General features: G+C 34.1%; 15 protein-coding genes and 2 pseudogenes. 16 read left to right on the top strand and 1 reads right to left on the bottom strand.

Annotated elements, in window-relative coordinates; translation table 11 throughout:
• The first annotated feature begins 195 nt into the window (after positions 1 to 195).
• The 9 genes and pseudogenes from AC0NJG_RS01910 to AC0NJG_RS01870 all read left to right on the top strand — a co-directional run bounded on the left by AC0NJG_RS01910 (position 196) and on the right by AC0NJG_RS01870 (position 9,947).
• Positions 196 to 2,178 (top strand): methyl-accepting chemotaxis protein, encoded by a 1,983-nt coding sequence (locus AC0NJG_RS01910; protein WP_474062796.1) that lies wholly within the window; start codon positions 196 to 198, stop codon positions 2,176 to 2,178.
• Between the two features lie 545 nt (positions 2,179 to 2,723).
• Positions 2,724 to 3,341, top strand: a pseudogene (locus tag AC0NJG_RS01905) (PI-PLC domain-containing protein); the annotation flags it as partial.
• A 496-nt stretch (positions 3,342 to 3,837) separates the two neighbouring features.
• Entirely contained in the window at positions 3,838 to 5,037 is a 1,200-nt protein-coding gene (locus AC0NJG_RS01900) for an FAD/NAD(P)-binding oxidoreductase (RefSeq protein ID WP_088328291.1), read from the top strand.
• 72 nt (positions 5,038 to 5,109) lie between these two features.
• A complete protein-coding gene (locus AC0NJG_RS01895) occupies positions 5,110 to 6,546 on the top strand; it encodes an MBL fold metallo-hydrolase (protein ID WP_143881132.1) in 1,437 nt (478 codons plus the stop codon).
• Positions 6,547 to 6,628: 82 nt separating this feature from the next.
• Positions 6,629 to 6,880 (top strand): annotated as a pseudogene (locus AC0NJG_RS01890) (metallophosphoesterase); the annotation flags it as partial.
• Positions 6,881 to 7,091: 211 nt separating this feature from the next.
• Positions 7,092 to 7,343 (top strand): hypothetical protein, encoded by a 252-nt coding sequence (locus tag AC0NJG_RS01885; protein WP_000548621.1) that lies wholly within the window; start codon positions 7,092 to 7,094, stop codon positions 7,341 to 7,343.
• Between the two features lie 184 nt (positions 7,344 to 7,527).
• Entirely contained in the window at positions 7,528 to 8,253 is a 726-nt protein-coding gene (locus AC0NJG_RS01880; protein ID WP_088328290.1) for an ABC transporter ATP-binding protein, read from the top strand.
• Positions 8,250 to 9,269, top strand: coding sequence for an ABC transporter permease (locus AC0NJG_RS01875; protein WP_143881133.1), 1,020 nt, complete (start codon positions 8,250 to 8,252; stop codon positions 9,267 to 9,269). The genes AC0NJG_RS01880 and AC0NJG_RS01875 overlap by 4 nt, the downstream gene beginning before the upstream one ends.
• A 24-nt stretch (positions 9,270 to 9,293) precedes the next feature.
• Positions 9,294 to 9,947 (top strand): TetR/AcrR family transcriptional regulator, encoded by a 654-nt coding sequence (locus AC0NJG_RS01870; protein ID WP_087953720.1) that lies wholly within the window; start codon positions 9,294 to 9,296, stop codon positions 9,945 to 9,947.
• 124 nt (positions 9,948 to 10,071) lie between these two features.
• Here the strand turns inward: AC0NJG_RS01870 and AC0NJG_RS01865 are convergent, their stop codons facing one another.
• Positions 10,072 to 10,371 carry a WGxxGxxG family protein gene (locus AC0NJG_RS01865; RefSeq protein ID WP_000728148.1) on the bottom strand — a complete coding sequence of 100 codons (300 nt, stop codon included), beginning with the start codon at positions 10,369 to 10,371 and terminating at the stop codon, positions 10,072 to 10,074.
• A gap of 230 nt (positions 10,372 to 10,601) precedes the next feature.
• Between AC0NJG_RS01865 and AC0NJG_RS01860 the strand changes: the two genes are divergently transcribed.
• From AC0NJG_RS01860 to AC0NJG_RS01830, 7 genes are all read left to right on the top strand, one after another.
• The gene (locus AC0NJG_RS01860; protein WP_087953719.1) at positions 10,602 to 11,570 is read left to right on the top strand and encodes a YbgA family protein; all 969 of its coding nucleotides are present in this window, start codon (positions 10,602 to 10,604) and stop codon (positions 11,568 to 11,570) included.
• Positions 11,571 to 11,786: 216 nt separating this feature from the next.
• Complete coding sequence (locus tag AC0NJG_RS01855) at positions 11,787 to 12,932, top strand: acyl-CoA dehydrogenase (protein WP_087953718.1); 1,146 nt, start codon at positions 11,787 to 11,789, stop codon at positions 12,930 to 12,932.
• A gap of 15 nt (positions 12,933 to 12,947) precedes the next feature.
• The gene (locus AC0NJG_RS01850; protein ID WP_087953717.1) at positions 12,948 to 14,285 is read left to right on the top strand and encodes an acetyl-CoA carboxylase biotin carboxylase subunit; all 1,338 of its coding nucleotides are present in this window, start codon (positions 12,948 to 12,950) and stop codon (positions 14,283 to 14,285) included.
• 25 nt (positions 14,286 to 14,310) lie between these two features.
• Positions 14,311 to 14,526 carry an acetyl-CoA carboxylase biotin carboxyl carrier protein subunit gene (locus tag AC0NJG_RS01845; RefSeq protein WP_001985297.1) on the top strand — a complete coding sequence of 72 codons (216 nt, stop codon included), beginning with the start codon at positions 14,311 to 14,313 and terminating at the stop codon, positions 14,524 to 14,526.
• A gap of 22 nt (positions 14,527 to 14,548) precedes the next feature.
• Positions 14,549 to 15,460: a hydroxymethylglutaryl-CoA lyase gene (gene mvaB, locus AC0NJG_RS01840; RefSeq protein ID WP_087953716.1), complete on the top strand. Its 912-nt coding sequence runs from the start codon at positions 14,549 to 14,551 to the stop codon at positions 15,458 to 15,460.
• Positions 15,461 to 15,464: 4 nt separating this feature from the next.
• The gene (locus tag AC0NJG_RS01835; RefSeq protein WP_087953715.1) at positions 15,465 to 16,253 is read left to right on the top strand and encodes an enoyl-CoA hydratase; all 789 of its coding nucleotides are present in this window, start codon (positions 15,465 to 15,467) and stop codon (positions 16,251 to 16,253) included.
• Between the two features lie 2 nt (positions 16,254 to 16,255).
• Positions 16,256 to 17,797 (top strand): acyl-CoA carboxylase subunit beta, encoded by a 1,542-nt coding sequence (locus AC0NJG_RS01830; protein ID WP_087953714.1) that lies wholly within the window; start codon positions 16,256 to 16,258, stop codon positions 17,795 to 17,797.
• Positions 17,798 to 17,817: the final 20 nt, after the last annotated feature.

Genomic DNA, 17,817 nt, shown 5'->3' with positions numbered 1-17,817 from the left:
TAAAATACATATTTGAAAGGGGGATAGATACAACTTCACTTGTAAAAAAACGAATCACTATATGAGAAGATACGGGTAAAGAGATGTAACGGTAATTTCATTTCGAATAATACCATAAATGAATGTAGAAAAAATAAAGGAGCAAACAATTAAATAAACTATATCAGTTGTAAGAATGAAAGGGAGAAGTAGATAGTGTTTAAAATAAAAGAAAGATTGGAACAAATGAAGCTTAAAACGAAGTTGTCTATGGCATTTATTGCAATATTAATTATACCAAGTCTTATCGTAGGAGTATCGTCTTATGATAAAGCAAAAACAGATCTTAATGAAACAATTCTACAAACTGCGAAAGATAATGTGAGTATTTTAAATAAGATAGTTGATGATGAATTAGAAAATAAACATGTAGATGTAACTCATTTTGCAAAGATACTTACACAAGGTGATTATAACGCTGACCAATTGCAAAATGTGCAAGGTAAATTTGATCAATATATACAGTTACATCCAGAAATAGAAACGATTTATACTACATCCAGTAATAATCAATTTATTCATGCGCCCGTTGGAAAAATACCTGAAGGATTTAACCCGTTAGAAAGCAGTTGGTATAAAGATGCAGTAAAAGCTAATGGAGAGATTATTGTTTCGTCTCCCTATAAATCAAAAGCTACAGGAAATATGGTAATAGCAATTGCAAAGCAAAATGCTGATAAAAGTGGTGTCATTGGTGTTGACTTGAATATTAATGATATCGTAAAAACATCTAAAATGATAAAAATAGGAAAACAAGGCTTTGTATCTATAGTAAGTCAAGACAAGACTATAGTTGTTCATCCTACACTTAAGCCAGGGGAGAAATTAGAGAAATCATTAGCAGATGAACTATACAAGAAAGAAGATGGAGTAATTACTTATAGCCTTAATGGTGAGGATCGAAACATAAGCTTTAAAACAAACAAAAAAACAGGTTGGAAAATAGCTGGTGTAATGCCGATTAAAGAAATTGAAGAAGCTACCAATCCTATTTTTTATAAAACGCTCACTATAATAGGGGCTTCATTATTGTTAGGTGGAATTGTAATTTTCTTCATTCTTAAATCTATTATAAATCCATTAAGACAATTAGTTATTTCAGCTCAAAGAATTAGTCATGGAGATTTAACTGAGAAAATAAATATTCGTTCAAAGGATGAACTTGGTCAATTAGGTGGTAGTTTCAATACAATGGCAGAGTCGTTACGTAATATTATTTCTCAAATTAACACATCTGCAGGACATGTGGCTGCTTCGTCTGAGGAACTAACTGCTAGCGTAGAGCAAGCAAGTGTTGCGACAGAACAAATTACAAAAGAAATGGAAGAAATATCGAATAGTGCAGAAGTTCAAAATAATGAAGTGGCGTCTGGAGCGAAATTAATTGGTGAGGTAACGCGTAACATTCAATGCGTAGCTGATAATGCTTCTGAAGTATCGGCCTCATCCTTATACACAAAACAAAAAGCCAATGAGGGTGAACAATTAGTAGAACAAACTGTAACGCAAATGCAGTCTATACATCATTCTGTTTCTCAATCCGATAATGTAATTAAATTATTAGATAAGAAATCGCAGCAAATTGGAAGTATATTAGAAGCAATTCAAACTATTGCAGAACAAACAAATTTATTAGCATTGAATGCAGCAATTGAAGCGGCTAGAGCAGGAGAACAGGGGCGTGGATTTGCAATTGTTGCTGACGAAGTTAGGAAGTTAGCGGAGCAATCATCCGAATCTTCAATGGAAATTGGAAGCTTAATTAATGAAATACAAGCAGATGTACATGAGACTGTAAAAGCTATGAATGAAGTAGGAGTTGAAGTGCAGTCGGGAATTCAGGTTGCAAATGATACAAAACAAAGTTTTTATGAAATTTCAAAATCTGCAAATGATATCGTGTCAAAAGTACACGGTATGGTGGAATTATCAAATAAAATGACAAGTGATGTAATAGAAGTTGATACATCAATTAATCAAATATCTATGGCTGTGAAAGAGAATTCTTCAAGTATGCAAACGATAGCCGGCTCATCTGAGGAGCAACATGCTTCTATGGAAGAGATAAATTCTTCAGCAGTACAATTAGCACAGATGGCCGAAGAACTTCAAGAATTAATTGGTGGATTTAAGATATAAGTTCAGATTCTAAGATAGAATCCTAGATAGTGTGTTTAAGGATAGAAGTTAAACATCTTATAACGATAAAAGGAGCAAATTAATTTGCTCCTTTTTCACTTGAATTCTACATGAAATTTAGTATCAATGATTCCAAAAGCAAATACTGAGGATCTAATCAGAAGAAAAAGAACCCTATTGGGTTCTTTTTCAAGGCATATTAACAGTAAGGAGAATCATGAAATGTTACTTCAAATCTTTATTAGGGGAAAGATTTTGAAAAAGCTCAACATATATCTATTTTTTACATAAATATAATATATAGTAAATTAATAATCTTTATACTTACTATTACTAACATTCAATTAAGATAGTTAACGCTATGTGTATAGTGTTAACTAATGTTTAGTGTAGTATACATTCAGAAATCTAGTATTAGATTACAATTTTCAAAAAAGCTAGTAAAAGTAAATAAAATAAACAAAGATCCTGTAAAAAAATACAGGGTCGATTTCTCTAGTAATAAAATACGAGGCTATTTTTTATTTAGTTTGCTCATTTGTAGAAGAGATTTTACAACAAAAGAATTACAAGCACTTGATATTGGTTACGGTTATACAGCTGATGGGGGTAAGACATTCCCGTTTCGTGGAAAAGGGATTAATCTTATGCCAACACTTGATGAAGTACTTACCCATTTTCCAGACCGTTCTTTTCTTATTCATATTAAAAGTGATGATGAAAATGAAGGAATCCAATTGGCTACTCACCTCAAGAAATTACCAGCGAAGCGCCTTAATCAACTAACTGTATATGGTGGCGATAAACCAATTGCTGCGATAAAAGAGCGCATCCCTAGTTTACGAACATTGTCAAAAGCGACCATGAAAAAAATCTTATTACTTATATGGCATTAGGATGGACTGGCTACATACCTTCAAGCCTGAAGCATGGAGAATTACATATACCAGACAAAGTAGCTCCTTGGCTTTTGGGGATAGCCAAATCGTTTTCTTAATCGAATGGATAAAGCAGATACTCGAGTTATCATTGTAGGAGGAAATGGGTCTGGGTTTTCAAGTGGATTTGACTCATCTGAAGATATAAAACGTCTTCCTGAAGATTATACAGGTGGAATTTGGACAAATTGCATTGATAAAATAGCACATGTATATAAGAAATAAGGGATAATATAACAGTCGAAGTTTTTTCATCTGTTTAACCATTTATATTTTAATAGAAGACTTATTAATAATTTTAAAGGTTTATATACCGATAAACACCCCTAATTTCCTATGAATAATGGAAATCAGGGGTGTTTTTTGGATGAATGGAACTTATTTTATAAGATGGTTATCATTCAATAGCTGACATTACGGCGAAGTTTTCTGTTAATTCTGGAACGATTAAAAGCTTGGAAAAAGAAGAGAAAGATAGATTTGAGCTTAGAGAGAATTTGTAATTAAAGTAAGATAGGAAGAAGACTAGCATTGAGAAATATAAAAGATGGAAGTAACATAGGAGATTTACGCATAAAGTAATATTGACAGCTAAATTAACAAAATTTTCATTTTAATCAAATAAATACATGGTGTTTTTAAATTATAATAATGTTATTACGATGAAAATAAGGCTACTAAATAGTTATTTTAAAAATCAATTTTAGATAGGAAGAGGATAATGAAGACCAGAGATAGTTATAAAATTATTGTAATTGGTGCTGGGACTGCTGGAATATCTTCTACTGCACATTTGTTACGAAATGTACCCCTATTGAAAGAAAGTATTGCAATTATTGATCCGTCAAAAAAACATTTCTTTCAACCACTATGGAGTTTAGTGGGGGGAGGAATTGTTTCAAAGGAAATTACGATGCGTGATCAAGAATTGCTTATTCCAAAAGGGGCAACATGGATCCCTAAAAGTGTTATTAAGTTGTTTCCGGATGAAAATAAGCTACTTTTAGATGATGGACTGCTGCTTGAGTATGAAATTCTTATTGTAGCAGCCGGTATACAAATAAATTGGGACGGTATTAAAGGTTTAAAAGAGTCTATTGGGACTAATGGGGTTTGTAGCAATTACTCTTATAAATATGTTGATTCTACTTGGAAAGAAATTAAAAAATTTAAAGGAGGAAATGCGGTTTTTACCCACCCCAATACTCCTATTAAATGCGGTGGTGCCCCACAAAAGATTATGTATTTAGCAGAAGAGTATTTTTCTAATAACGGTGTAAGAAACAAAAGTAAAGTAATGTTTTATACCGCGAACGCAAACATATTTCAGGTTCCACGATATGCTAATACATTAGAGCAAGTACTAGAAAGAAAGCAAATTATAACAAATTATAATAAAAACTTAGTAGAAATTATTGCCGAAAAGAGAGAAGCAATTTTTGAAGATACACAAACACTGAAAAGAGAAACTGTACCATACAGTATGATCCATGTTGTTCCACCAATGGGGCCACCTAATTTTATGAAAGAGAGTGAAATAAGTGATTCTCAGGGGTGGGTAGATATAAACCCTTATACTTTACAACATGTGCAGTATAAGAATATTTTCGGACTTGGAGATTGTACCAATTTACCCACCTCTAAAACTGGAGCGGCAATTCGAAAACAAATACCTATCTTAAAACAAAATATTATGGACGTACTTAACGGAAGAGACTTGCAGGCTAAATATGATGGGTATACATCTTGTCCGATTATTACTGGTTATAAAAGTCTGATACTCGCTGAATTTAACTATAAACATGAGCCTCAAGAAACGTTTCCATTTAATCAAGCGAAAGAACGGTATAGTATGTTTTTACTAAAAAGATATATGTTGCCCTATATGTATTGGAATTTTATGTTGAAAGGGATCCTATAAGAGAAAAGAGAGAGTGGTTATAAAAATTAAAATTGAAAAGCAATTTGAAATAACTAATTGGAGGGAATAGCTATGCTTTTAAAATATTTTTATGATGAAAAATTAGCACATGCTTCCTATTTAGTAGGTTGTCAGAAGGAAGGTGTAGCAATTGTAATAGACCCGGGTCGCTATATAGAACAATATATAGAGTTTGCTAAGAAAGAGGGGATGGAAGTAATAGCTGCGGCTGAAACTCACATTCATGCAGATTTTCTTTCTGGGTCTAGAGAACTTTCTACTCTTTATCATGCCAATTTATATGTATCTGATGAAGGGGATTGTGATTGGAAATATCAATATCTTAACGAAGGTCGATACAAATTAGTTAGAGAGGGCTCAGAGTTTAAAGTAGGTCATATAAAATTTAATGTAATGCACACGCCAGGGCATACGCCTGAAAGTATTTCTTTTTTAGTAACTGATACAAGTCAAAATAATTATACGAATGATAAGCCAATAGGAATATTCACAGGTGATTTTATTTTTGTAGGAGATATAGGAAGGCCGGACTTATTAGAAACCGCTGTAGGTATGAAAGATACTGCAAAAATAGGAGCGAAACAATTATTTAATTCTATACAAAAAATAAAAATACTCCCTGATTATTTGCAGATATGGCCATCACATCGTGCAGGAAGCGCATGTGGAAAAGCATTAGGAGCAATTCCAACTTCTACATTAGGTTATGAAAAGATGTTCAATTGGGCATTTCAGTGTAATGAAGAAAGTGATTTTGTATCGACTTTATTGACGGGACAGCCAGAGCCTCCAAAATATTTTTCATTAATGAAGGATTTAAATAAGTACGGTCCACCAATTCGTAAGAAGAGAGAAGTTTTTGCTATTAAAACAGTAAAAGAACTTCAAGAAGTTATGAGGAGTGTTCAGCAAATAGTTGATATAAGGGATGTAGAGAGTTTTGCTTCTGGTCACATCGAGAAATCAATTAACATACCGTATAACAATTCCTTTACAACCTGGTGTGGATGGTTACTAGATTATAAAACAGAAACTATAATCATTCTAGATGAGGAAAAAGTTAGAGTTGAGGAGGTTATTAGAGACTTTGAATCTATTGGGCTAGATAATATTATTGCTTTTGCACCCTTACAAGTTATACAAAGACTTGATAGGTTTGAAAGTTACAAAGAAAAAACATCAATTGAATTATATCCACATATAAAAGATGGAAGCGTTAAGGTAATCGACGTGCGTAGTAAAAAAGAGTGGAAGGAAGGACATCTTTATGATGCAATACATATCCCTTTAGGAAATCTATTTAAGCAGCTAGATTGTATACCAAAGGATTGCTCAATCGTTTTACAATGTCGAACCGGATTGCGTTCCGCTATAGCAGCTAGTATTTTACAAAGAGCTGGTATAAAGGAAGTGGTTAATCTAAAGGGAGGATTTCTTGCATGGAAAAAAGAAGAGCTTCCTTATACAACTTGTAATCTCAATGTGTAGGGAAATAATTTTTTTAATTTATCCGATAAGGAAAATTACGGATTACATAGGAGTATATCTACAAATAGGAGAAATAGATAATTTATTCTATAGACCTAAATTTATTCAGAAGCAACTAGATATAGTTTTATCAGGACACGCTCAGGGTGGACAATTTAGTTACTATTTATCAGCAAATTAGTGGCTCCAAATCAAGGTGTTTTACCTAAATATACAGTCGGTTTATATAAAAAAACAAAATACGTCTATGGTAGTGAGTATAGGATTAGGTAATAGTATCATTCCGCAAAGAATTTTTAATAGGCCAGAACTTGTAGTCGTACAGTTAAATTGAACTGTACGACTTTTCTATACAGAAAAAATAGGACATATGCATTTTATACAAGTTAACATTACAATTTTGTTAAAAATTTTCTACGTTACATAAAGTAACAAAATTTGACCCGAAGAGTTTGTTATAGTGTAAATAATCAAAAAACTTAAAAATTAGTCGAGTGAAAAATGTGATAAGTAACTCATGTGAAAAAACTTAAAGGGGTGTACACATGCATAAAGAATATGAAATTGAAGAATATACGGCGATTGAGGAACAAATACATTATTATTGCAAATGTTTATTAGTAAGTCATCCTGATCAAATTATAAAGTATTTAGAAAAAAGGTTAGAAAAATATGCGGAAACATTACAATATGCACATTTATATCCTGACACAGTTATTTTACCGTTACAGCAATTAGTTATCGAATATTCTTTAGATGTTGCTAGAATTAGGAAATATATGAATTTAAAAACGTAAAGCAAATTATATAATTTAAATGAAACAGAGTCGACTTTAAGAAAGGATATTCTAATGTCGACTCTGTTTCATTGTTTAATATTGTTGACGGAAAACCATACTAATCAATGAAGTTTGACATATAATTACGCAAGAGTAAAATAAAAGTGAGTACTCACTCATTTTGAAAAAGGGGGAAGAATACGTGCAGCAACCTGCCATTATTTTACGGACTGTATCAAAAAGTTTTGGAAAAAAAGAAGTTTTACACAATCTTTCATTACAAGTTGAAAAAGCAGAGATATTTGGTTTAGTTGGGCCTTCTGGTTCAGGGAAAACGACACTTATTAAATTGATTGCTGGTATTAATGAGCCGACTAAAGGTGAGGTGTTTGTTTACAACACGAACATGCCTAATTTAAATGAAATGAAAAGAATTGGTTATATGGCTCAGGCTGATGCATTATATGAAGAATTATCAGCATATGAAAATGCAGATTTTATGGCAACAATGTATGGATTAAAGGGAAAGCATAAAAAAGAAAGAATTGAAGAGGCTTTTGATCTTGTTCAATTATCACAACATATGAAAAAGCAAGTACAGCATTTTTCGGGTGGTATGAAGAAGCGTTTAGCATTAGCAATAGCACTCATTCATGAACCTGAAATATTAATTTTAGATGAGCCAACAGTGGGGATAGATCCACTTCTTAGAAAAACGATTTGGGAAACATTTTATGATTTGAAAAAGAAAGGTACAACGATAATTGTAACGACACACATTATGGATGAAGCTGAGTTTTGTGAGCGTCTAGGGTTAATTAGAGAAGGAAAGCTAGTTGCGACTGGAGCGCCTGAAGAATTGAAAAATCTGGTATCATCAGGACGGATTGAAGATGTCTTTTTGTTGGAAGAGGTGGCCCTATCATGAGAGTTACTGGTGTAATTATTCGTATTATTCGCCAATTTTTTCGAGATAAGCGTTCGTTAGCCATGATGTTTGGAGCACCTATGTTATTACTTTGGTTATTATCGCTAGTGTTTACACAAAAAGACTATGTACCGCATATCGCAGTTGTTGATATGCCGGCTCAGGTAGTAAAAGTGATGAAAAATCAGGAAGTGTCAATTTATGAATATAGTAAAGAAAAGGCAATGTCTGAGCTAGAAAATCAAATGGTAGATGCAGTAATTCGTTTAGAAAATGGAAAAATGAATATTGTATTAGAAGGTAGTGATTCGTCAAAAAATCGTGCTGTACTTCAAATATTACAAAAAAGTACAGAGAAGAACGATGTTTCGATAATGAAACCTGAAGTGAATTATTTACATGGCTCTAAAGACTTTACAATGTTTGATGGGCTTGGTCCTGTATTAATCGGTTTCTTTACATTTTTCTTTGTATTCATTTTATCAGGGGTGTCTTTCGTAAGAGAACGTTTAAGTGGTACGTTAGAAAGGTTATTATCCACTCCAGTAAGAAGATGGGAAATAGTCGCAGGGTATATTATTGGTTTTGGAATCTTTGCCTTTATACAATCTATTAGTATCGTAAGTTTTTCCGTTTACATTTTAGATTTGTATGTAGCTGGTTCCATATGGCTAACCCTACTTATTACATGTATGCTTTCTTTAACGGCATTAACTTTAGGGACGTTTTTATCAGCGTACGCAAATAATGAATTTCAAATGATCCAGTTTATACCGCTTGTCATTGTGCCACAAATTTTCTTTTCTGGTTTGTTTCCAATTGAATCTATGAATAAGTGGCTTCAAATGTTAGGAAAGTTATTTCCGCTCACATATGGCGCTGACGCAATGAGACAAGTGATGATTCGAAATCAAGGATTTACAGAGATTGCATTAGATCTTACTGTATTATTACTTTTTTCACTATTATTTGCAGTAGGAAATGTATTTGCTTTAAAGAAACATCGCAAAATATAATAATGACAAAAAGGAGCTTTATAAATGCAGAAAGATTGGCTAGAAGAATTAATTGTTGCAACTAATACGGATAAACGAAATGAACGTCAAATGCGTATATTAGAGGCGGCTGTTGATATGTTTGGAGAAAAAGGCTACGCTTCAACTTCAACAAGTGAAATTGCAAAGCGGGCTGGTGTAGCGGAAGGAACAATCTTCCGCTACTATAAAACGAAAAAAGATTTATTGTTAGCAGTCGTTATGCCGACATTAACGAAGTTTGCTGCACCATTTTTCGTACAAGCATTCGCAAAGGAAATATTTAAATTAGAGCATGAATCATATGAAGGGCTTCTAAGAGTTGTTATTCATAATAGATTTGAATTTGCAAAAAAGCATTTTCCAATGATAAAAATATTAATTCAAGAAGTACCATTTCAGCCGGAACTGAAAAATGAAATACAACAGTTAGTTGAAACAGAATTATTTTCACATTTTAAAAAGTTGATTGCAAAGTTTCAAGAAGAAGGGGAAATTATTGAAATGCCCCCAACTGCTGTTTTACGACTTACTTTATCAGCTGTATTAGGTTTATTATTAACACGATTTTTATTATTGCCTGAAGAAAAATGGGATGATGAAGCAGAAATTGAAAATACGATTCAATTTATATTGTACGGATTAACACCAAGAATTTAATCGTTGAAGTGTGAATCACATGCTTTCCAATTTAAGTGGAATGATAAATCGCCTTTAAAAAGGCGATTTATATCCATTATATATTTTTGATAAATAAGTACTTGTTTACGAAAAACATTCTAGATTAACGTACTTCTTTGTCTCTTCTTCTAAGACCTAATAATCCTGCTAGTCCTAATAAACCGAGCCAAGCCCAATTATTATTTCTATCACGATTATCATTTAAATCATTTGTCGTATTTACATTTCGAGTTCTCACATCATTATTAACTCTGTCTAAGTTATTGTCATTAACTCGAGTTGAAATATCAGTGTTATTAACTCTATTCATATGATTTCCATCGTATTCAGCTTGGGCAGATGTACCTAAAAACATAATAGATAGTGCTAAAACACTTAAAATAGATGATAATTTTTTCTTCATAAATTTCCCTCCTTTCTTACGTATTACATTCTCCAACTCTTTTGTGCATTATTCATTTGTGATAGTATCAAACCATGATTTTAAATCGAACATCTTTACGTCGTAGAGCTAAATAACTGTTAAAATGGCATTGGATATGTGCATTAAAATATAAATAAAACAAACTTTGATTACGATACTAAACTTAGTACAATTTATATAGTACGGACTAGTACAAAGGAGGTAATGAAATGCGACAATTCGCAAAACCAACAATTGTTGTAAGTAAATGTTTAGAATTTGATGCTTGTCGTTATAATGGAGAGATGATTCCGGATGTAACAATACGAAACTTACAGCCATTTGTTACATTTATACCTGTTTGTCCAGAAGTCGAGATTGGATTGGGGACTCCTCGTGAAACGATACGAATTGTAGAAGAAAATGGTGTGAATAGACTTGTGCAACCGTCGACACGAGAAGATGTAACTGAAAAAATGGAGCAGTTTTCAAATGACTTTTTACAAACGATATCAGATGTGGATGGTTTTATTTTAAAGAATCGTTCGCCAAGTTGTGGTACGCGTGATGTGAAAATTTATTCTGGTTTTGAAAAAGCACCAGCAAAAGGAAAGGGACCTGGTTTATTTGGCGGAGCAGTAATAAAAAATTTTTCGCATCTTCCAATTGAAGAAGAAGGTAGATTGTCGAATTTTATTATTAGAGAACATTTCTTTACAAGGTTATTTACAATCGCATATTACAAGATGATGAAACGGAATAAAAATATGAAAGACCTCGTATCATTTCAATCGGATAATAAATATTTATTTATGGCATATAATCAGGTAAAACAAAAGGAATTAGGACGTATTATTGCAAATCACAAAAATGAAAAGATTGAAGTTGTATTTGAAAACTATGAGAAGACTTTATATGAATTATTTATGCGCACACCCCGCTATACATCGAATGTAAATGTATGTGAGCATATTTTTGGATACTTTAAAACAAAGCTGAAAAAACAAGAAAAAGATCATTTTTTAGATCTGATACAAAAATATAAAGAAAAGAAAATTCCGCTTAGTAGCTTACTTGCAATTTTAAAATCATGGGCTCTTCGATTTGATGAAAAGTATTTATTAAGACAAACATATTTCGAACCATATCCTGAAGCTTTGGTAGAGATTTCAGATTCAGGTAAAGGTAGAGATTATTAAACAAAAAATTACATAATTCGACAATAAAACTCCTATGTTGTTGTAGAACAATGTAGGAATTTTTTTGTGCATTAGTACAGAATCTGTTTTAAAATTAAATTATGACAGAATTATAACAATTATCTAACTAATATTCTTGTCTTTTCATTCGTAATGTTTGTAGTAGAAACTCGCACGCTGTCGAAACTCAATATTCGATAAGGGGTGTGTAGCGGAATGGAATTTACTCTAACTCGCGAAAAACAAATGATTAAAGAAATGGTACGTGACTTTGCTGAAAAGGAAATCGCACCGAAAGCTGTATATTATGACAAAACTGCAGAATTTCCATATGAAACATTTCAAAAAATGGGCGAACTAGGATTATTAGGTATCCCATTCCCAGAAGAGTATGGAGGTTCAGGTGGCGATACTGTATCGTACGCGTTAGCAGTTGAAGAAATTGGTCGTGCTTGTGGTGGAACAGGATTAAGTTACGCTGCAACAATTTCATTAGGTGCTTCTCCAATTTATTATTTCGGTACAGAAGAACAAAAACAGAAATATTTAGTTCCAATGGCATCAGGCAAAACGTTAGGTGCTTTCGGACTAACTGAGCCGAATGCTGGATCTGATGCAGGTGGTACACAAACGAAAGCTATATTAGATGGAGACGAGTATGTTATTAGTGGTGAGAAGTGTTGGATTACAAATGCAGAGTATGCAAACACAATTATTGTAACCGCTGTCAACGGTGTTGAAGAGAATGGTAGAAAACGTATTTCTGCATTTATCGTACCGACTACTAGTGAAGGGTTAACGATTTCAAGCCCTTACGATAAGATGGGCGTACGTGCTTCTAATACATGTGAAATCGTACTTGATAGTGTACGAGTACCGAAAGAAAACATACTTGGTGATGTAAATAAAGGATTTAAACAATTCTTATATACACTTGATGGAGGACGTATTTCAATCGCAGCATTAGCTGTTGGTATTGCGCAATCTGCATTTGAACGTGCACTGCAATATGCGAAAGAACGTCAACAATTTGGAAAGTCAATTTCTAATTTCCAAGCGATTCAATTTAAATTAGCTGATATGGCGACTGAAGTAGAGCTAGCGCGTAATTTAGTACATAAAGCAGCTTGGTTAAAAGATAACGATAAACCTTTCGGTAAAGAAGCGGCTATGGCAAAACTTTTCGCATCTGAGGCTGCTAGTCGCATTGCAAATCAAGCGGTACAAATTCACGGTGGATACGGCTATATGCGTGAATATGAAGTAGAACGACATATTCGTGATGCAAAACTATTAGAAATTGGTGAAGGAACTTCTGAAATTCAACGTCTCGTAATTGCTAGACATTTAGGATGTAGATAAAAAGGAGGAATCACTATGTTTCAAAAAATATTAATTGCTAATCGCGGGGAAATCGCAGTTCGTATTATGAAAACTTGTCAAAAACTTGGCATTCGCACTGTTGCTATTTATTCTGAGGCAGATGAAAATGCCTTGCATGTAAAAATGGCAAATGAAGCTTACTTAGTAGGTGGGCCGCGTGTCCAAGAAAGCTATTTAAACCTTGAAAAAATTATTGAAATCGCTAAGAAGACAAATGCTGAAGCAATCCATCCAGGATATGGATTATTATCTGAGAATCCATCTTTTCCGGTTCGTTGTAAAGAAGAAGGAATCGTATTTATCGGTCCATCAGAAGAAATCATTACGAAGATGGGAAGTAAAATCGAATCACGTATTGCGATGCAAGCTGCAGATGTCCCAGTAGTTCCAGGTATTACTACAAATATTGAAACTGCTGAAGAAGCAATTGAAATTGCTAAACAAATTGGTTACCCATTAATGTTGAAGGCATCCGCAGGCGGCGGAGGCATTGGAATGCAGTTGATGGAAACTGAGCAAACGCTCACCAAAGCATTTGAAAGCAACAAAACAAGAGCACAAAACTTCTTCGGTAACGGAGAAATGTATTTAGAGCGCTATATTGCAGATGCACATCATATTGAAATTCAACTTTTAGCAGATACACATGGTAACACAGTGTATTTATGGGAGCGTGAATGTTCAGTACAGCGCCGAAATCAGAAAGTAATTGAAGAAGCACCTTCACCATTTTTAGATGAAGGTACACGAAAAGCGATGGGTGAAGTTGCTGTACAAGCTGCTAAAGCACTTGGTTATACAAATGCAGGTACAGTTGAGTTTCTTGTAGATGATCAGAAAAACTTCTATTTTTTAGAGATGAATACGAGATTACAAGTAGAGCATCCAGTTACAGAAGAAATTACTGGTTTAGATCTTGTAGAACAACAACTTCTAATTGCATATGGTGAAAAATTATCGTTTACACAAGATGATGTAAAACGTAGTGGTCATGCCATCGAGGCACGTATTTATGCAGAAGATCCGAAAACTTTCTTCCCATCACCTGGGAAAATTACAGATTTAACGCTTCCAACAAATGTACGTATCGATCACTTTTTGGAGAATCAAGTAACGATTACACCTTTCTATGATCCAATGATTGCGAAAGTCATTGCTCATGGTGAAACGCGTGAAGAAGCAATTTCCAAATTACATGATGCATTAGAAGAATTAAAAGTAGAAGGTATTAAGACGAACACGCCAATGCTACTTCAAGTATTAGAGGACGAAGTGTTTAAAGAGGGCATTTATACAACAGGTTTTGTAACGAAACAACTTGTTAAAAAATAAGATTTAACAATACTAAGGGGGAAAAATGATGACGAAAGTATATGCATCGATGGCAGGAAACGTTTGGAAGATTGTTGTAGGAGTAGGGGATACAGTAGAGGAAGAACAGGATGTCGTCATTTTGGAATCTATGAAAATGGAAATTCCAATCGTTTCAGAAGAAGCTGGCACAGTTATGAAAATTAATGTGCAAGAAGGCGATTTTGTAAATGAAGGAGATGTATTACTAGAAATTGAATAGGGAGATATAGGGGGGAAGCGAATTGAAACTACCTAATTTTGCTGTCATTAAAGAAGTCGGGCCACGTGATGGCTTACAAAATGAAAAAAAGATTGTTGGCACAAAAGATAAAGTAAAATGGATTCAACTACTTACAGAGGCTGGATTATCGTACGTTGAAGTTTCCTCATTCGTTCACCCTAAATGGGTCCCTGCATTAGCAGATGCAAATGATGTGTTTTCTGAGCTGAAAAGGGATCCAAATGTTACATATGCAGCGCTTGTTCCAAATCAAAATGGTTTGGAACGAGCTTTTTTGCAAAATGTAGATGAGGTGAATGTTTTTTTATCAGCAAGTGAATCTCATAATAAAAGTAATATTAATAAATCAATTCAAGAAGCATTAGTTGTAATTGAAGATATAACAAAACAGGCATTATTCGAAGGGAAAAAGGTAAGGGGCTATGTTTCTACTGTATTTGGATGTCCTTATGAAGGGGATATAAGTCTCGTAGCAGTTGACGAATTATGTGATCAATTATTTTCATACGGCATTTATGAAGTATCTCTTGGCGACACAATCGGAGTAGCGAATCCTTTACAAGTAGAGCGAGTATTAGAGCATTTATTAAAGAAATATAATGCTTCACAGTTTGCAATGCACTTCCATAATACGTACGGAATGGCTCTTGCGAATGTAGTAAAGTCTTTAGAATATGGTATTACAACATTTGATAGTTCTTGTGGTGGTCTTGGCGGTTGTCCATATGCACCAGGAGCATCAGGAAATGTTGCAACTGATGACTTAGTTCATATGCTCCATAAGTTAGGTGTCCAAACGAATATTGATGAAGAGAAGTTATTGAGAGCGAGTCAATTTATTCAAAGTAAATTAAATATCCAATTACCGAGTCATGTGTATAGAGCGCTTCAACATAAAACGATAAGTAGGTGAGAAGATGCTACAATTACAAAACATTTCAGTTGATTATGTAACACCTCATGTTGTAAAGATTGCGTTATATCGTGAAAGACAAGCCAACTCATTATCTTTAGCGTTATTAGAAGAGTTACAAAACATATTAACTCAAATAAATGAAGAGTCAAATACTCGTGTAGTTATTCTAACAGGTGCTGGTGAAAAAGCGTTTTGTGCTGGTGCTGATTTAAAAGAACGCGCTGGTATGAATGAAGAACAAGTTCGCCATGCTGTTAGTATGATTCGCACTACTATGGAAATGGTTGAACAATTACCACAGCCAGTAATTGCTGCTATAAATGGAATCGCGCTTGGTGGTGGTACGGAATTAAGTTTAGCTTGTGATTTTAGAATTGCGGCTGAATCTGCAAGTCTTGGTCTTACTGAAACTACACTTGCAATTATACCAGGAGCGGGTGGTACGCAGCGATTGCCAAGATTAATTGGTGTTGGTAGAGCGAAAGAATTAATTTATACAGGAAGACGTATTTCAGCACAAGAAGCGAAAGAATATGGTCTAGTAGAATTTGTTGTACCAGCTCATTTACTTGAAGAGAAAGCAATTGAAATAGCAGAGAAAATTGCTAGTAATGGTCCTATTGCTGTTCGATTAGCGAAAGAAGCAATTTCAAACGGTATTCAAGTTGATTTACATACCGGATTACAAATGGAAAAACAAGCGTATGAAGGTGTAATCCATACGAAAGATAGATTAGAAGGATTACAGGCATTCAAGGAAAAACGCACACCAATGTATAAGGGGGAGTAAATATGTTAGATCAAAAACAACAATCGGATACATTTGAAGAACGAGTTGAAACGATTAAACAAGGCGGCGCACCAAAATATCATGAACAAAACAAAGCGAAAGGTAAACTATTCGTTCGAGATCGCTTAGCTCTTTTATTTGATAATGGTGAATATGTAGAAGATGCATTATTTGCAAATTGTGAACAAACAGGGTTACCCGCTGATGGTGTTATAACAGCAACGGGTAAAATACATGGTCGTACAGCATGCGTAATGGCAAATGATTCAACAGTAAAGGCTGGATCATGGGGCGCACGTACAGTCGAAAAGATTTTACGTATTCAAGAAACGGCAGAAAAATTACGTGTTCCATTATTTTATTTAGTTGACTCTGCTGGAGCACGTATTACTGATCAAGTTGAAATGTTCCCAGGACGCCGCGGTGCAGGAAGAATCTTCTATAATCAAGTGAAATTATCAGGTAAAGTTCCGCAAGTATGCTTGTTATTTGGACCTTCTGCAGCTGGTGGTGCTTACATTCCAGCCTTTTGTGACGTTGTAATGATGGTTGAGGGAAATGCATCTATGTATTTAGGATCTCCTCGTATGGCTGAGATGGTTATCGGTGAGAAGGTAACGTTAGAAGAGATGGGCGGAGCTCGTATGCATTGCTCTGTATCAGGATGCGGAGATGTTTTATGTAAGACAGAAGAAGATGCGATTACACAAGCAAGACAATACATTTCATATTTTCCAAATAACTACTTAGAAAAGACTCCATTAGTTACACCTCAAGAACCGAAACAATTCGATAAAACGTTAGAAGAAATCATTCCAGAAAATCAAAATGCTCCTTTCAATATGAAAGATCTTATTAATAGAGTTATTGATGAAGGTTCTTTCTATGAAGTGAAAAAATTATTTGCTCAAGAACTAATTACAGGTTTAGCACGTATTGATGGTAAGCCAGTTGGTATTATTGCAAATCAACCGCGAATGAAAGGCGGCGTATTATTCCACGATTCAGCTGATAAAGCAGCGAAATTTATTAATTTATGCGATGCATATCATATTCCGTTACTATTCCTTGCAGATGTACCTGGATTTATGATTGGTACAAAAGTAGAACGTGCTGGTATTATTCGTCACGGTGCAAAAATGATTTCCGCAATGAGTGAAGCAACTGTACCGAAAGTTTCTATCGTTGTTCGTAAAGCATATGGTGCTGGTTTATATGCGATGGCAGGTCCAGCTTTTGAACCAGATTGCTGCCTAGCATTACCAACAGCTTCTATTGCGGTAATGGGTCCAGAAGCCGCGGTCAATGCTGTATATGCAAATAAGATTGCAGCTTTACCTGAAGAAGAGCGTGATAGCTTTATTGCTGAAAAACGCGAAGAGTATAAGAAAGATATTGATATTTACCATTTAGCATCAGAGATGGTCATTGATGGTATTGTTCATCCGAACAATTTAAGAGAAGAGTTAAAAGGACGATTCGAAATGTATATGAGTAAATATCAAGTGTTTACGGATCGTAAACATCCTGTTTATCCAGTTTAAAAGCCCTATTTAGGGCTTTC

It is taken from the genome of Bacillus sp. SSR7 (assembly GCF_055902415.1).
The sequence above is the reverse complement of the archived record's forward strand: the minus strand, read 5'-3'. Positions and strand labels throughout refer to the sequence as shown.

What these genes read in the sequence shown, in the direction of transcription:
- AC0NJG_RS01900 (WP_088328291.1), top strand. Translation starts at nt 3,838, where the DNA reads ATGAAGACCAGAGATAGTTATAAAATTATTGTAATTGGTGCTGGGACT.
- AC0NJG_RS01895 (WP_143881132.1), top strand. Translation starts at nt 5,110, where the DNA reads ATGCTTTTAAAATATTTTTATGATGAAAAATTAGCACATGCTTCCTAT.
- AC0NJG_RS01885 (WP_000548621.1), top strand. Translation starts at nt 7,092, where the DNA reads ATGCATAAAGAATATGAAATTGAAGAATATACGGCGATTGAGGAACAA.
- AC0NJG_RS01875 (WP_143881133.1), top strand. Translation starts at nt 8,250, where the DNA reads ATGAGAGTTACTGGTGTAATTATTCGTATTATTCGCCAATTTTTTCGA.
- AC0NJG_RS01870 (WP_087953720.1), top strand. Translation starts at nt 9,294, where the DNA reads ATGCAGAAAGATTGGCTAGAAGAATTAATTGTTGCAACTAATACGGAT.
- AC0NJG_RS01865 (WP_000728148.1), bottom strand. Translation starts at nt 10,371, where the DNA reads ATGAAGAAAAAATTATCATCTATTTTAAGTGTTTTAGCACTATCTATT.
- AC0NJG_RS01860 (WP_087953719.1), top strand. Translation starts at nt 10,602, where the DNA reads ATGCGACAATTCGCAAAACCAACAATTGTTGTAAGTAAATGTTTAGAA.
- AC0NJG_RS01855 (WP_087953718.1), top strand. Translation starts at nt 11,787, where the DNA reads ATGGAATTTACTCTAACTCGCGAAAAACAAATGATTAAAGAAATGGTA.
- AC0NJG_RS01850 (WP_087953717.1), top strand. Translation starts at nt 12,948, where the DNA reads ATGTTTCAAAAAATATTAATTGCTAATCGCGGGGAAATCGCAGTTCGT.
- AC0NJG_RS01845 (WP_001985297.1), top strand. Translation starts at nt 14,311, where the DNA reads ATGATGACGAAAGTATATGCATCGATGGCAGGAAACGTTTGGAAGATT.
- AC0NJG_RS01835 (WP_087953715.1), top strand. Translation starts at nt 15,465, where the DNA reads ATGCTACAATTACAAAACATTTCAGTTGATTATGTAACACCTCATGTT.
- AC0NJG_RS01830 (WP_087953714.1), top strand. Translation starts at nt 16,256, where the DNA reads ATGTTAGATCAAAAACAACAATCGGATACATTTGAAGAACGAGTTGAA.